The 13606-nt window shown below is 39.5% G+C and carries 17 protein-coding genes; 10 read left to right on the top strand and 7 right to left on the bottom strand.

Features of this window, described 5'->3' with window-relative positions:
• Positions 1-5: 5 nt before the first annotated feature.
• The 9 genes from PZ638_RS17645 (at position 6) to PZ638_RS17605 (ending at position 4552) form a co-directional block, all read left to right on the top strand.
• Complete coding sequence (locus PZ638_RS17645) at positions 6-443, top strand: BMC domain-containing protein (RefSeq protein ID WP_047757251.1); 438 nt, start codon at positions 6-8, stop codon at positions 441-443.
• Positions 440-1084, top strand: a complete 645-nt coding sequence (locus PZ638_RS17640; RefSeq protein WP_004259030.1) for a phosphate propanoyltransferase — start codon at positions 440-442, stop codon at positions 1082-1084. Before PZ638_RS17645 ends, PZ638_RS17640 begins: the two co-directional genes overlap by 4 nt.
• A 41-nt stretch (positions 1085-1125) precedes the next feature.
• Entirely contained in the window at positions 1126-1791 is a 666-nt protein-coding gene (locus PZ638_RS17635; protein WP_226617001.1) for a hypothetical protein, read from the top strand.
• 55 nt (positions 1792-1846) lie between these two features.
• The gene (locus PZ638_RS17630; protein ID WP_004259023.1) at positions 1847-2275 is read left to right on the top strand and encodes a DMT family transporter; all 429 of its coding nucleotides are present in this window, start codon (positions 1847-1849) and stop codon (positions 2273-2275) included.
• A 21-nt stretch (positions 2276-2296) separates the two neighbouring features.
• The gene (locus PZ638_RS17625; RefSeq protein WP_004259019.1) at positions 2297-2623 is read left to right on the top strand and encodes a DMT family transporter; all 327 of its coding nucleotides are present in this window, start codon (positions 2297-2299) and stop codon (positions 2621-2623) included.
• Positions 2624-2819: 196 nt separating this feature from the next.
• Positions 2820-3155 carry a tRNA-binding protein gene (locus PZ638_RS17620; RefSeq protein ID WP_112308058.1) on the top strand — a complete coding sequence of 112 codons (336 nt, stop codon included), beginning with the start codon at positions 2820-2822 and terminating at the stop codon, positions 3153-3155.
• 74 nt (positions 3156-3229) lie between these two features.
• Complete coding sequence (locus tag PZ638_RS17615) at positions 3230-3472, top strand: type II toxin-antitoxin system ParD family antitoxin (RefSeq protein WP_094961552.1); 243 nt, start codon at positions 3230-3232, stop codon at positions 3470-3472.
• The gene (locus PZ638_RS17610; RefSeq protein ID WP_047757257.1) at positions 3465-3770 is read left to right on the top strand and encodes a type II toxin-antitoxin system RelE/ParE family toxin; all 306 of its coding nucleotides are present in this window, start codon (positions 3465-3467) and stop codon (positions 3768-3770) included. Before PZ638_RS17615 ends, PZ638_RS17610 begins: the two co-directional genes overlap by 8 nt.
• 80 nt (positions 3771-3850) lie before the next feature.
• The gene (locus tag PZ638_RS17605) at positions 3851-4552 is read left to right on the top strand and encodes a helix-turn-helix domain-containing protein (RefSeq protein ID WP_036958053.1); all 702 of its coding nucleotides are present in this window, start codon (positions 3851-3853) and stop codon (positions 4550-4552) included.
• 74 nt (positions 4553-4626) lie between these two features.
• On the opposite strand, the gene PZ638_RS17600 is transcribed toward PZ638_RS17605, so the two are convergent.
• Together PZ638_RS17600 and PZ638_RS17595 are read right to left on the bottom strand one after the other, a co-directional pair.
• Positions 4627-5034: a DUF2628 domain-containing protein gene (locus PZ638_RS17600; RefSeq protein ID WP_036958052.1), complete on the bottom strand. Its 408-nt coding sequence runs from the start codon at positions 5032-5034 to the stop codon at positions 4627-4629.
• A gap of 200 nt (positions 5035-5234) precedes the next feature.
• On the bottom strand, positions 5235-5615 hold the full coding sequence (locus PZ638_RS17595; protein ID WP_181488670.1) for a DnaJ family domain-containing protein: 381 nt from the start codon (positions 5613-5615) through the stop codon (positions 5235-5237).
• Positions 5616-6072: 457 nt separating this feature from the next.
• Here PZ638_RS17595 and PZ638_RS17590 point away from each other — a divergent pair, with 457 nt between their 5' ends.
• On the top strand, positions 6073-7644 hold the full coding sequence (locus PZ638_RS17590) for an AbgT family transporter (protein ID WP_110591172.1): 1572 nt from the start codon (positions 6073-6075) through the stop codon (positions 7642-7644).
• 228 nt (positions 7645-7872) lie between these two features.
• On the opposite strand, the gene PZ638_RS17585 is transcribed toward PZ638_RS17590, so the two are convergent.
• The 5 genes from PZ638_RS17585 to PZ638_RS17565 all read right to left on the bottom strand — a co-directional run bounded on the left by PZ638_RS17585 (position 7873) and on the right by PZ638_RS17565 (position 13455).
• A complete protein-coding gene (locus PZ638_RS17585) occupies positions 7873-8190 on the bottom strand; it encodes an MGMT family protein (protein WP_094961548.1) in 318 nt (105 codons plus the stop codon).
• A 402-nt stretch (positions 8191-8592) separates the two neighbouring features.
• Positions 8593-9573 (bottom strand): hypothetical protein, encoded by a 981-nt coding sequence (locus PZ638_RS17580; RefSeq protein WP_175427131.1) that lies wholly within the window; start codon positions 9571-9573, stop codon positions 8593-8595.
• A 27-nt stretch (positions 9574-9600) separates the two neighbouring features.
• The gene (locus tag PZ638_RS17575) at positions 9601-10332 is read right to left on the bottom strand and encodes a fimbrial biogenesis chaperone (protein ID WP_311972592.1); all 732 of its coding nucleotides are present in this window, start codon (positions 10330-10332) and stop codon (positions 9601-9603) included.
• A 22-nt stretch (positions 10333-10354) separates the two neighbouring features.
• Complete coding sequence (locus tag PZ638_RS17570; protein ID WP_272674872.1) at positions 10355-12838, bottom strand: fimbria/pilus outer membrane usher protein; 2484 nt, start codon at positions 12836-12838, stop codon at positions 10355-10357.
• Positions 12839-12924: 86 nt separating this feature from the next.
• A complete protein-coding gene (locus tag PZ638_RS17565; protein WP_004258966.1) occupies positions 12925-13455 on the bottom strand; it encodes a fimbrial protein in 531 nt (176 codons plus the stop codon).
• Positions 13456-13606 lie beyond the last annotated feature (151 nt).

The raw sequence follows: 13606 nt of genomic DNA, 5'->3' as shown, positions 1-13606 counted from the left end.
GACAGATGAAAAGTTTAGGCGTAATTGAAACTCGGGGACTGACATCCGCAATACAGGCTGCTGATGCGGCGTGTAAAGCCGCCAGTGTAGAAATTGTAGGTTATCGAAAAATCGGCTCTGGACTGGTATCCGTTTGTTTCCAAGGCGAAATCAGTGCTGTTCGCACCGCAGTTGACCATGGTATTGAAGTGATCGCCAATAGTCAGCTACTCGTCGGCTCATTAGTGATTGCGCGGCCTGAAGAAAGCGTAATCAGTAAATTGCTAACAGTGAAAAGTAAAAAAGGTGAGTTAGAGAAAAGTCTTCAGCCAGAAGTAAAAGCAGAAAAGTTAGTGGAAAAAGCGGTTGTTGAGGCTAAAACAGAAGCGCCTGTGGTTGAAGTTAAAACCGACATCAATGTGAAAGACATCAAGAATGACCCGCGTAAAGGGAAAAAATCATGATGAATGAGCAATTAATGGGGAAAATATTGGAGCGGCTTTCAGCCTATACACCAGCACAAGGCAGCGTTTCCAACATTGCTATCCCTGTCGGAATATCTAACCGCCATGTTCATCTTTCACAACAGGACGTTGAAGCCTTGTTTGGCCAAGGATATCAGCTGACGCCATTTAAAGATTTAAAACAGCCCGGGCAATTTGCGGCGAAAGAATGCGTCATGGTGGTGGGACCAAAAGGGTCGATTAGCAAAGTCAGAGTACTAGGGCCTGTTCGCCCAAAAACGCAATTAGAAGTGTCTAAGGCCGACTGCTTTGCGCTTGGTATAAAAGCGCCGGTAAGAGAGTCAGGTGACATGGCAGGTTCAGGCAATGCTTTACTGATTGGCCCAGCGGGGCATGTCAATCTTGAGTCGCAGGTTATTTGTGCTCAGCGTCATATTCATATGAGTGTGATGGACTCAAGAGCATTAAATGTGGTGAATGGGCAAAAGGTGAATATCCGTACTGAAGGTGAACGCAGCTTAGTGTTTGATGAAGTTGTCGTGAGAGTGGATGAACGCTTTTCTCTTGAGTTTCATATTGATACCGATGAAGCAAATGCCGCGGGCTTACGCAATAACGATAGCGTATTTATCGCGGGCTAAGGAGTGGTGGCAGAATGAACGAAAAACTGATCGAGCGAATTGTGCAGCAAGTTTTACGTCAGTTAAAGCGACAAGTTCTGGTGGTGCTATCGCCTGTTGAGGGGTATCAGCAAGCTATTTACCAAAGACTGGCACAGTTAGATTCTGTTTCTTTTTCCTTTTATGCCACCGCATCAATGCACCAGTCTTTTGATGTTGAAAAATGGGCTGAATTGGGAAGTGTTATAAATAAAAGCACCTTATCAATAAATAGTTTAAATCATTATGACAGCCTGTTTTTACCGTTTATTGATGCAAAAGTCGTTGGTGAGATAGCCAATGGTTTGTTTATGAGTGAGGAAAGTGAGTTAGTCTTTCATGCATTATCACAAAACATGCCGATATTGGCACTGAAATACCATTGTTGCCCTGAAAGTGAATTAAGTCAGGTTTTAGGTTTAAATAAAAATGAAAATTATAATCAGTTGATTAAAGAAAATATCACTAAAGCAATCAAGTTAGGTGTTTATTTTGATTCATTTAATGAAATAGAAAATAAATTTTTAATTCGTGATATTACTGAAAATTTAAAACCTGAAATAAATGATGAACATCCAAATCGCTATATTACTTTAAAGGAAGTAATGAATAACCCTAGGGGGTATTGCGCGAATGAAAATAAATTAACAGATTCAGCAATCGATTATTTAAAGTCTCTTAAAAAATAAAGTTATTTAATCAAATTAAAAATTAATCTTTCTATTTATTGTAGGAGTATTATCTATGTCCCCTAAAGCAAAGTCATGGCTTTGGATGCTGGCGGTTATTGTTTCTGAAACCTCAGCAACATCGACCTTAAAAATGTTTGATAATAGTGAAGGTATGACTAAATCATTATTATTGGCATTAATCGTTGTGCTATATGTTATTTGTTACTATTCACTTTCTCGGGCAGTAAAATATATTCCTGTTGGTTTGGCTTATGCAACATGGTCAGGTACAGGGATCTTAATGGTTTCTACCCTCGGCATGCTATTTTATGGGCAACACCCAGACACTGCGGCGATGATCGGTATGGCCGTGATCGCGAGTGGCATTGTGATCATGAATCTATTCTCCAAAATGGGCTCCGATGATCCGGAAGAAACTGAACCATCTAAAGATGAAACTGAGTCTTCATTATTATCAACAAAAAATAACACAGCTCATTAATTCAAAGTTAAGGGGAATATTATGTTTACTGGATTTTTATGGTTAGCGCTTTCTATTGGCTCTGAAATAACGGGTACTTCAATGATAAAAAAGACCAATAGCTTTAGCAAATTGGGTCCATCTGTATTAGTCATTGTTGCTTATTGCTTGTGTTATTTCGCACTAACCCGTGCAATGGGTTATATCCCAGTCGGTGTGGCTTATTCATTATGGTGTGGGTTTGGTATTGTCGGTGTGACACTCGTTTCTATGATTTTATATAAACAAAAACCCGATTTCCCAGCAGTATTTGCGATGGGCCTCATTATCACTGGTGGGATCATTATGAATACATTTTCAACGATGTAGTAAAAAAGAAAACGCCGTACTTCAACATACTTTCTGTTATTTATCTTTAGCCCTCATTTTTATGAGGGTTATTTTTTGCTTATCATCTGAGCCCTGTGGTGGTTTGGCTACATAAAATGACGTTCTGGCGATAAACCGCAAAGTCTGTTGTATGTTAATTTATTACACATAAGTAATTTAATTTAGGAATGGATTTATGCAAATTATTGAATGGGATGATTTTACCCGTGTTGAAATGCGTGTTGGGACTATTGTTAGTGCACAAGTCAACAGTAAAGCCAAAAAGCCAGCTTATGTTATGGAAGTTGATTTAGGCGAATTGGGTATTAAGCGCTCTAGCGCACAGATCACTGTCAATTATACGCCAGATGATTTGATTGGTAAGCAGGTACTATGTGTGTGTAACTTTGAAGTCAAGCGTATAGCAGGCATTAAATCGGAAGTGTTGATCACGGGGGCATCTGATGAAAAGGGGGCGATTGTTCTTGCTGAATTTAACTTACCTTTGCCGAATGGGGCGCTTTTAGCCTAATGCCTACACTGATTGATTTTATGGTGATAACCCACTAAAATAATTGTGTTAATAATTAACACAAAGGTGATCTTATGGCTCGTACCACAAGTGTGACAATCGGAACGCAATTAGATGAATTTGTAAATCAACTGATTTCATCTGGAAGGTATGGTTCAACAAGTGAAGTTGTTCGCTCCGCACTGCGTTTACTTGAAATTCAAGAAAAACAAACGGCTGCATTGAAGATGCTAATTGAAGAAGGTGAAAAAAGCGGTGAATCATCATTCACACTCCATGATATAGCCAAAAAAATGAAGACCGCACATAATGTATAAACTTTCTAACTTAGCCGCTAAAGATTTTGAAGGAATATTTGAATATACTTTGGTGAATTTTGGTGTCAGTAAAGCGGATGAGTATACTAAAAGTTTACATTGTGCGTTAGAAATGTTGAGCTCCAATCCTTTGATAGGACTGAAGTGTGCGGAAATTTCAGAGGGGATTAGGCGTTATAATCATTCTAAGCATGTCATTTTTTATCGGCAGAGAACCAAAGATATCTTTGTTATACGAGTTCTTCACCAGCAAATGGAACCGCTGAAACATTTTTATTTTGATGAATTTGATAGATAGGCCAGTCACTTCCTCTATAGCAATATTACCACCTATAGTCCTATACTCTTGCTATTCATTGACCGTGGGAGTGCAACCCTTTGCGATTACCTGAGCTTCATTTTCGCCAATATTCGAACGACGTCATTTCTCATCAACATGATGGGCAGTGGCAAGTCGTTTTGTCGTTATCTGGGCAGATGGAAATTAATATGTACCGGCAACATTTTCTGTTAAATGCAGGAAAGGGGGTCGTGATCCCGCCTAGTGTGAGCCATGCTTTTAGCGGGCAGCTAGGAAATCAAAATTACGTATTAGAAATGCCTGCTACAGCACAATGGGCATTAAATGAAAAAATGACGCAATTTACTCTGACACCTGCCGCAATTGGTCTTTTGAATTGGTTGCAAAACTTCCCACAAGCTCCGGAACATAATTTTACGGTTGCTCGTCTATTGTTGGCACAGTTAAAACCTGAAAATAAATGGATTGATGAGCTTTCTCAATGGGTGGAACTGCGTCTACACCATCCTATTAGTTGTGAAGATATGGCAACGGCTTTTTGTATGTCAGTGAGTACGCTTCAACGAAAAATAAAGGCTGAAACACAGTTAACGGCGATGCAGTTTCTATTACAAAAACGCATGGAAGCGGCAGGGCGCTTATTATTATCCAATAAATCAATAGAACAAATTGCATTAGCGGTGGGCTATGACTCACATTCGGCATTTAGTCATGCATTTCGCCAATTTTATAGCAAAACACCGAATGAATATCGTTTGCAGGGAAGTCACTTACGGTAGGTTATTTTGGGGAGCTTTGTTGCCAGATAAAAATTAGCCACCTCGCCCGCAGCCAATTTTTATCTTTTTACAGCTTAGACCATGCGGATCCCTTCAAATGGGTTCCAGTTGTCCAATCCTTTGGTTTCTTTAATATAGTAAGCATAATTGGCAACCATGGCCCACAGCGCTGACATACCGACAGATACCCCTGTAAAGACGGCATTAGGGATCGTTCCACCAATCATAAAATCAATAATATTCAAAACTAGACCAACCCCAAGAGTGATACCAAGCATCACCAACCCTTTCTTCCACAGCCCTAAAATCAAGAAGTAAATAATACCGAAGAAGAAGGCAAAAATGTTCATATTAATGAGAATACGCTTACCGAAAGAGGCGGCTTTCAACGCTGCTTTGAATTCAGGCGTATCAGGAGCACCATGCTTATCAAAAAAGTCGAAACGTTCTTGCCATTTATTAGAATATTGTTTCTGTTCCATTTTCCATCCCTTGCTTATTAATAAGTATAAAATAGGGATTGATAATACTTGGATAACCATATAAAAAAGAGGTAAATAGTCTTAATATGACTATTAAGGGGCATTTTTAATAACGAATCAAGCAAAGAGAAATAAAGGAAGAATGATTAAGATAAATAGTAAACGGATAATGGATTAATTTATTGTAAGACTTACCTACATTATTTGGTATTTGACTTATTGGTTATTTGTTCAGAAATTGAATTTGCATAGTTGCCATGTAAAAAATCAGTATTTACATTGGCTTGTTTGAGTTTTAGTTCGAGTAAAGCTAATTGCTTACTCACCGACGTATAATTGGGGTCGTCCACAGAGAGACCTTGTAGCATATGGCTTAGCGTTAGTGCATCTTTCCTTTGTTGTAATTCAGTGGGTAAATAGCCCGAGTTCTTTAATATTCGATACCCAGCCCTAAGTTCAGGTGGAACTAAACTATCATCTTCAAGCTGTAACATTTTTCCCTCCCCATTTAAATTTGAAAGCTCCCCTTTACTCAGAGCTTCTTGAATATGGCGTTCTGCCCAAAGATCAATGACTGACATGATAGTGACTCCATGAATTGATTTTTTACTATTATAGCCTTCCATATCAATATAAAGAAAGTTGGTAGATTATTCTTTGTTGGGGTTGTTATTCCGAATTATAAGTAAGGTTTTATCGAGTGTTTATAAATAAGGTTTTTACTATTAATATGAAATAAAACTGCTAAAAAATAATATTTAATTAGTGATAAATGACGAATAAACGTCATAGATAATATGAAAATTGTTATATTGACCACACTTATAGAAATTAATTTATCTGATTTACTTTGGTTTTAATTGGTGCCTTTATTTAAATTAATAATATTAATGACTAATAAAAATGAATTATCCCTAATTATGTTGAATTTTATGTCTAAATTGTGTGAATTTTGTTGATTTGAAATGATCTATTTGTAAATGGTAAAAAACAAAAACATTGTGTAATGTCCGTTTTTCTTGTTTATAAGGAGAAAATATGGAACAAAAGAAGCAAGAGGGAAGCCGTTTTTTGCGAACGGTTGAGTGGCTAGGTAATGCACTACCACATCCCGTCATTTTATTTATTATTTTAATTGCAATTTTATTAGTTTCCTCAGCAATTGGTCAGTACTTTGGTGTAAGCGTGCCAGATCCGCGCCCAGAAGGCGCAAAAGGGCGGGCAGAAGATGGTATTATTCATATTGTAAGTTTATTGGATGCCGAAGGGATCCGAAAAATTATTGCGAATGTCGTCACCAACTTTACAGGTTTCGCACCATTAGGGACGGTATTAGTGGCATTATTAGGGGTTGGAATTGCAGAGCGGGCCGGCTTACTTTCCGCGGCTATGCGCTTAATTGTCACCAAAGCTCCACGAAAATTAACCACAATGGCTATCGTGTTTGCGGGGATCATGTCAAACACCGCCGCAGAATTGGGCTATGTGGTACTTATTCCACTGGCTGCCATTATTTTCCACTCATTAGGTCGTCATCCTTTAGCGGGTCTTGCCGCCGCATTTGCTGGTGTTTCAGGTGGTTATTCAGCAAACTTACTATTAGGTACGGTTGACCCGTTACTTTCGGGTATCACTCAGCAAGCTGCGCAAATCATTGATCCAACTTATATCGTGGGTGCAGAAGCAAACTGGTACTTTATGTTTGCCAGTACGTTTTTAATCACTATTTTAGGTTATTTGATCACCGAAAAAATTGTGGAACCCCAGTTGGGTCCATATACAGGTGGTGCCGTTGATGAAGATGAAAATAGCCTTTATGCTTCTGCAAACGTTACTCCACTCGAGAAAAAAGCGTTATTCTGGGCATCAGTTACCTTCTGGGGATTAGCGGCAATTTTGGCATTGATGGTGGTACCAGAGAACGGAATATTACGGAATCAGGAAACGGGATTAGTCAGCAACTCGCCGTTCTTAAAAGGTATTGTGGTCTTTATTTTTGTCTTCTTTGCCGTTCCAGGCATCGTGTATGGTTATATTGCTAAAACTATGCGCTCGGATAAAGACATTGTTGATGCAATGGCTGGAGCAATGAGTACGCTCGGTTTATACCTTGTCATTATTTTCTTCGCGGCACAATTTGTTGCTTTCTTTGGTTGGACAAACATCGGGCAAGTTATCGCAGTTAAAGGTGCCAACTTCTTAAATAGTATCGACCTTCACGGTGGTGTGCTGTTTATTGGCTTTATTCTTATCTGTGCATTTATTAATTTAATGATTGGCTCAGCATCAGCCCAATGGGCGGTAACGGCACCTATTTTTGTTCCTATGCTAATGTTAGCGGGCTATGCGCCAGAAACTATTCAAGCGGCATACCGAATTGGTGATTCGGTCACGAATATTATCACACCGATGATGAGCTACTTTGGCTTAATTATGGCGATTGTTGTGAAATATAAGAAAGATGCAGGGATTGGTACACTTGTCTCAATGATGTTGCCTTATTCCATCATTTTCTTCATTGGTTGGTCATTATTCTTTATCGTATGGGTATTTGTATTAGGGATTCCTGTAGGGCCTGGTTCCCCGATTTATTTCACACCGGGAAGTTAGCGTTTTGATATTTAATTGAAAAACCATTGGTTGCCCTATTTTTAATTCATTGGATGAAGGGCAACCAATGAGGATGTAAGTTATGATTTTGTTATTTTAAACATAGGAACTAGATTAGATAGTAATTATAAAAATAAACTGCTGTGAGTGAGACAGTTTATTTTACTAAGTACCAACAATTACAATATTACGGTAAAAATTATTTTTATACTTAATAGAATGAAAGAGCTAATCAAATCCCTCCCAGAAATAGTCCTTTAGTTTTATTTTATCGTTCAAGTCAAAAATAATACCTTCATCTATAAGGGCTTGTTTGTGACGTAGATAGCACTCGCCTTTGACTGATAACTTACCCTGACTATTAATAATACGGTGGCAAGGTAAAGAACTTCCCGCAGGGATGGTTCTAATAACTTGGCAAACTTGGCGTACATGAGCTGGGTAACCTGCCATTTTTGCCAACGTTCCGTAAGTGACAACTCTACCTCTTGGGATACTCCCTATAAGGCTATAAATGATGTCTCGGAAAGATGGCGCGTTGTTCATGGTTATAGCCTCAATTACGATGGGTGTTTATCAACCTAAATATGTAGGTGTTGGTGGGCAGTGCATGATTAAATTGTATAGCAAGTTTGTCAATGTGATAGTTTTCTTTGGCGGAAATCACCACAATGGGATGAGAGGGAGAAGTATCTGTTTTATGACTTGAGTTTTAAGCTGTAAATGGTGTTGAATTAAGTAATTATATTTTTCATGAGCGTAGAGGATCTTTGATTTGAATTATCTCTTTCTTAATATCACACGCCTTCTTTATATTTCTACTATTTTTACTAATAGTAAGTGACATTGTAGAGATTAAGGCAAAAATCTCATATCTCTCCGCCATTTTAGGCTAAGCCAATACCACCGCACAAAGGTGATATTGACTTAATACAAACCTAAAACTCACTAACGGTAGGTAAATAAAACATTCACAGTGTTACTGAACTGCCCTGATTTAATGGCTTCAGCATCTTTCTTGGATAACTCGATACTGTAAGGGAAATAGCCGGGCTGTTGTTTACTAATACTCCCTTTATAATAATACTGATCAAACGCAACCTGTTGGTTATTGGTTCTGTCTGTAATTGCAGCTTGTAGGCCATTGTTAAAGACGATGTACTTTTTATTTATCACGCCACTGTTGCTTTGGAACGCAACACTGACTTCTAATGCCGCATCACACGTTGAATCGGGCACTAAATCTAATGAAAAGTTTTCTCTAACTGTTTGACCACCTTCAAAATTTTCAGCCGTGAGCTCTTTAAAATCAACCACTTTATCGCTCATGCGGACAATCGGTGTTGGGCAATAGTTCACCAATTTCCCGATAATCCTCGCCTGATAGATATCCCCTAAACTTTTTCTCTGGTAATCACTGTGATAACCAACATTAAAAACACCGGTATCAAAAGATTTTAACTCTCCCGTACCTCTGACCACTCGATACGTGTAACCAAATAGCACATTTTTAGGGCCCGCTTCCCAGACGCCCACTTCTAACTGCGGGGTGTTGGCCGCAGTTATTTCAACAGAGCCACTATACATACTGTCCTGATAAAGCCTAACACCGCTGTTTTTAAGTGTATTTTTTATGGTTGTTGGCGTTTGGTTGTTAAACCAAATTGTCCGCTCCGCCTTTGAGCCTGAAAACACACAAGCCCATGAAAAGAAACCACTACTGGCAGAGCCCAATAGCGTGCCGGGAGCAACGGTGCCGGGGGTTGTATTCATATCAATATAGACTTCAGGGAGTGGGTTCCACGCATTTCCCGTCGAGCCGGGTACACTATTACCCGGTCGGCATGTCACTCCGGCATACGCGGCAGAAGTTGACATCAGAAGGAGAAAGAACACGCCACTTTGCCATGACCGTTTTTTAAATTTCATTTCAGTAAGCTCCCACATTTGTATTTTTTATTTCGCCTGTGGCAATAATTGGCAAGGCTGTGCTGCGGCGCACTGGTATTTATTAAATTTCAGACCACCGAAGTCATCAATATAAGCGACTTCAAAACTGTTCCATGCCGGGTTTTTCAAGGTCACGGTCGAATCACTAAACGGGGCGACAAGCACTTCAGGGAAATCTTTATCTTTATTTTGATCAACATTGATATTGGTGATCACAATATTAAACGGGGTTGGATTCGACAACGTAATCTGTCCACCTTGTTTTGTGACTTTTAAATCACGCTGAAAATCTTTCTCGGCAGAGACTGTGTAGTCAATACCTTTTGGGCGATAAAACAGTTTTAAGCGTGATTGGATAGTAAACTGAACCGCATTCGCTTCTTTACCTTGCGGTGGAATACCTAATACATTGAAATACAACAGACTCTCCCTGTCCGTGGGTAAGGTATTTTGCCCATCCATATACGCAATTTTGATTTGTTTTTTCTGTTTAGGGCCAATTTTTTGTAAAAAAGGTAATGCCACTAGTGAGTTAGTCAGCTTTTCACCTTTTTGGTTTTCTATCCATGTCTGCGCTAAAAACGAAGAGGCGGTATCTTGGTTTTCAACAACGATACTGGTTCCGCCATCGGCTTCATTAAAAATAACACGGGTTCTATCTAACCCAAGAACGGCATACGCTTGGCTCATGACGCTTGAGAGTAAAACAACGGAAAGTACTTTTTTAAATAATGTCATTTTTTCACCCATTGAAATCACATTAGTGACGACAAGCAATTGAATCGCTACTTTTAGCCAGGAGACTGTCCGCTAAGAACGTACACGCTTGTGCATCTCCCCAGTTAACGCTAAGTTGGTCGCCCATGTTCAACCCGGTTAAGTAGACGATACCGGATTCAGCAATAATGCCTGAAACTTTACCCGTTACGTTATTTTTCACCACTGAGCCTAATGGTGGGTATTGACCATTAGCCAGCTTAATTCGTGTTATCAGTGACTTACCAATATCTGCATCCATTTTAGCATAACCGATTGCCCCATCAGTGAGTGTAGACGCTAAAACATTATCATCAATGTTTACCGTGTCTGGCAGGTTGTTCACATCCACCTTGTATTCCATATTATAGTAGGTCGGAACGTTACTGATGGTGGCTAACCCACGGCTATTCGTCGTCGCATGGCCATTTTCAATCATCACGCCTTGCGCATTTGGCACATCAACCACTAAGCGAGATTGGTCACGATAGGTTAAACGGTGCGCGGAAATACCGTGCTGTGTCGCGGTGACCGAGCCACTCATCGTCATACTTAGCGACGTCATGGAATCCGATAATGACCCCGTCACTTGGACTTGGCCGGCATCCGCACTGTGTGACACATAGGTGCTCACCATGCCTTCCGATAACCCATCTTGGGTCGATGCGGTTAAATTATAGTTCGTGTTGCTATCAACATGACGACTGTAATTCACGTTATTTGCATAGCGCTTGTTGCTGTCACTGTAAGAGGCGAAATACGATATTGATGCATTTTGGTTTTCAGTACTTAATGGTTTGCTGACGGATAAATAAACTTGGTTATCCGTTTTATTATTCGCCCCACGAACTTGGTTTAAAGACAGGGAGATATTCCCACCTTTCATGACGCCTTCATCGAAGAATTTATTGAGCCCCACACTGAAATAGTTATTTTGTTTACCATTCCAATAGGTTTTACGTGATGCGGTGATATTCGCACTCGCATTCATTCCACGTAATTGCTGAGCGTAAGACAATGAAAAAACATGTTTGTCTTTATTGGTATCGATATCTTGTCTGTCGACAAAGTTTTGCTCAACAAAATTGGATAAAGAGTTAAAGGTTCTGTCGGCAAAACGGTACCCGGTTAATGTCAACTGCCCATCAATACTCGGTAAATCTTTGGCATAGTTAATACGGTAGCTTTTGCCTTTCTCACGCCCCAATAAGGTGTCGGCGTAAGATTGGGTGATGTCCACCGAAAAAGCCCCTAAAAAGCCGATATTTTGGCCAATGCCGAGGTTAATGGCTTTATATTTATTCCCTGATGTCGCCACGATTCCGCCAAAAACAGAGGTATGGTTAAACACCCCAACAGAGCTTTCGACAGTCATAAAATTGTCGTTAGCATGGGTGCCATTTTTCGGGGATAGCTGACCTAAATTCAAGGTGTAGCGCGCTTGCCCCTTACGGGTTAAAAACGGAATATTGGTTGTCGTAAACTGAAATTTCGTTTCTTTACCGTTATCCTCTGCCACGGTCACATCAATGGTGCCCATGATGGATTGACTTAAGTCCTTAATCACAAAAGGGCCCGCCGGCACTTTCACTTGGCTGATGATACGGCCATTTTGTGATAAGGTGACCGTTGCGTTTGAGGCGGCAACCCCGGTAATTTGAGGGGCATACCCTCTGAGGTTCGGTGGCATCATGCTTTCATCGGTAAACATGCTCACGCCTTTGAAACGCACGCTATCAAACAAGTCTGATTTAATGAAAATTTCCCCGGCAAACAACTTCGCCGATAAGCTGGCAATGTCCCTAAAAGCGTAGACTTGGTCCCAATCTAAGTTGCGTTTCTTGCTACCCCGTCCATCTTCGCCCGCCAATTTATTCTCATATTGGTAATTTGCCCGTAAACGCCATTGCGCGAAGTTAGCGCCCACATTCCCGAAGGCATAGAGTTGGTTACGTGTTTCTTCGTTTTTACGGATTAAATGATTATCGCTAATCGTATAATCTAAAATTAACCCCGCAATCCCATAATCGCGCATTTCAGGGCTCACCCACGAAGAATAAGTCGATGCCATATATTTCTGAGGTATCGAAATACTCAGGACTTGTTCGCTATCATTAAAATCGATAGCCACATTTTTATCGAGAGAGAATAAATTAATACATGCGTTTTCTTGAGCAGAAAGTAATATTTCTTTCGCTTCTTCATTTAAGGGAAAACGTTTTATTAATTGTGCCGTAATACACGGCTCAATCGTTCCGTCATGATTAATAAACTTAATTTTTTCGCCGCGGATAATTTTTTTATCATTTAAAATAATATCCGATTCATATAAACCTTCACTTAAACTATTTTTTTCAAAATAGCTTAGGTCAATATTGTCGTCTGCAGACAAATTAAGGGCATTGATATTAAAAGTTTCTGCATTTGTATACCCACCACACATAATGAGTGAGATAATATAACCTATATTTTTTTTCTTAAAATACATGTTGGCACTCTTATGATAATCGATAGTGGGAATACAAAGCTTTACGCTAATTAGCGTAAAGCTTTTGCTTAGGCATGATGGCTATCTTATTCGTAGCTTAATACGTAGTTTGCGATAGAGTTGATGCTACCTGAAGTGGCGGCACCGGTTGCTTCTGCTTGAGCAGACAAAATGATTGTGGTGTCAGACGCTTTCAGTGTTTGCTCTAAAGTCTCACCGGGTTTAATCGTTTTACCTGTACTATCTAAGAATGAAACTGCAACGTTATTTGCGCTACCAGTGCTTGACCATAAAGATGCGTTTGTGGCATCAGGTTGGCCATTAAACGTAATTTTTACTTTAGAATAAGGAGTACCTGAAGCACTTGGGTCTAATTGGCAATCTTGTAATTTTAATTCAAATGAATTGAGTGGGCCTTTTTTACCAGCAGCATCTAAATTAACCGCGGCAATATTACCTAATTGAACTTCTTTATTCACATCAGTCGGTGCAATTGTACATGCACCGCTATTAATTGTGCCTTTAAACGTAATTTTACCAGAACCGGCATCCGCAGCCATTGCAGAAATAGAAGTTGTCGTTAACGCTAAGCATAATGCAATTAAAGTCTTATTCATGTTATCTACCTTATATTAAGTCATTTAATTAAAAATTTTTATCTGTTGTGAAGAACGAAACAAATAATATCCATAAAATGAGTAATCAGATATCGCTAAAGTATGTATTTCGCCGGTAGAATGTAACGAAATATATTAAATTAACGCATTG

This window comes from Providencia hangzhouensis (genome assembly GCF_029193595.2).
In the GTDB taxonomy this organism is placed as follows: Bacteria; Pseudomonadota; Gammaproteobacteria; order Enterobacterales; family Enterobacteriaceae; genus Providencia; species Providencia hangzhouensis.
This window is presented reverse-complemented; position numbering and strand designations above follow the sequence as displayed.

What these genes read in the sequence shown, in the direction of transcription:
- PZ638_RS17645 (WP_047757251.1), top strand. Translation starts at nt 6, where the DNA reads ATGAAAAGTTTAGGCGTAATTGAAACTCGGGGACTGACATCCGCAATA.
- PZ638_RS17640 (WP_004259030.1), top strand. Translation starts at nt 440, where the DNA reads ATGATGAATGAGCAATTAATGGGGAAAATATTGGAGCGGCTTTCAGCC.
- PZ638_RS17630 (WP_004259023.1), top strand. Translation starts at nt 1,847, where the DNA reads ATGTCCCCTAAAGCAAAGTCATGGCTTTGGATGCTGGCGGTTATTGTT.
- PZ638_RS17625 (WP_004259019.1), top strand. Translation starts at nt 2,297, where the DNA reads ATGTTTACTGGATTTTTATGGTTAGCGCTTTCTATTGGCTCTGAAATA.
- PZ638_RS17620 (WP_112308058.1), top strand. Translation starts at nt 2,820, where the DNA reads ATGCAAATTATTGAATGGGATGATTTTACCCGTGTTGAAATGCGTGTT.
- PZ638_RS17615 (WP_094961552.1), top strand. Translation starts at nt 3,230, where the DNA reads ATGGCTCGTACCACAAGTGTGACAATCGGAACGCAATTAGATGAATTT.
- PZ638_RS17610 (WP_047757257.1), top strand. Translation starts at nt 3,465, where the DNA reads ATGTATAAACTTTCTAACTTAGCCGCTAAAGATTTTGAAGGAATATTT.
- PZ638_RS17600 (WP_036958052.1), bottom strand. Translation starts at nt 5,034, where the DNA reads ATGGAACAGAAACAATATTCTAATAAATGGCAAGAACGTTTCGACTTT.
- PZ638_RS17595 (WP_181488670.1), bottom strand. Translation starts at nt 5,615, where the DNA reads ATGTCAGTCATTGATCTTTGGGCAGAACGCCATATTCAAGAAGCTCTG.
- PZ638_RS17590 (WP_110591172.1), top strand. Translation starts at nt 6,073, where the DNA reads ATGGAACAAAAGAAGCAAGAGGGAAGCCGTTTTTTGCGAACGGTTGAG.
- PZ638_RS17585 (WP_094961548.1), bottom strand. Translation starts at nt 8,190, where the DNA reads ATGAACAACGCGCCATCTTTCCGAGACATCATTTATAGCCTTATAGGG.
- PZ638_RS17580 (WP_175427131.1), bottom strand. Translation starts at nt 9,573, where the DNA reads ATGAAATTTAAAAAACGGTCATGGCAAAGTGGCGTGTTCTTTCTCCTT.
- PZ638_RS17575 (WP_311972592.1), bottom strand. Translation starts at nt 10,332, where the DNA reads ATGACATTATTTAAAAAAGTACTTTCCGTTGTTTTACTCTCAAGCGTC.
- PZ638_RS17570 (WP_272674872.1), bottom strand. Translation starts at nt 12,838, where the DNA reads ATGTATTTTAAGAAAAAAAATATAGGTTATATTATCTCACTCATTATG.
- PZ638_RS17565 (WP_004258966.1), bottom strand. Translation starts at nt 13,455, where the DNA reads ATGAATAAGACTTTAATTGCATTATGCTTAGCGTTAACGACAACTTCT.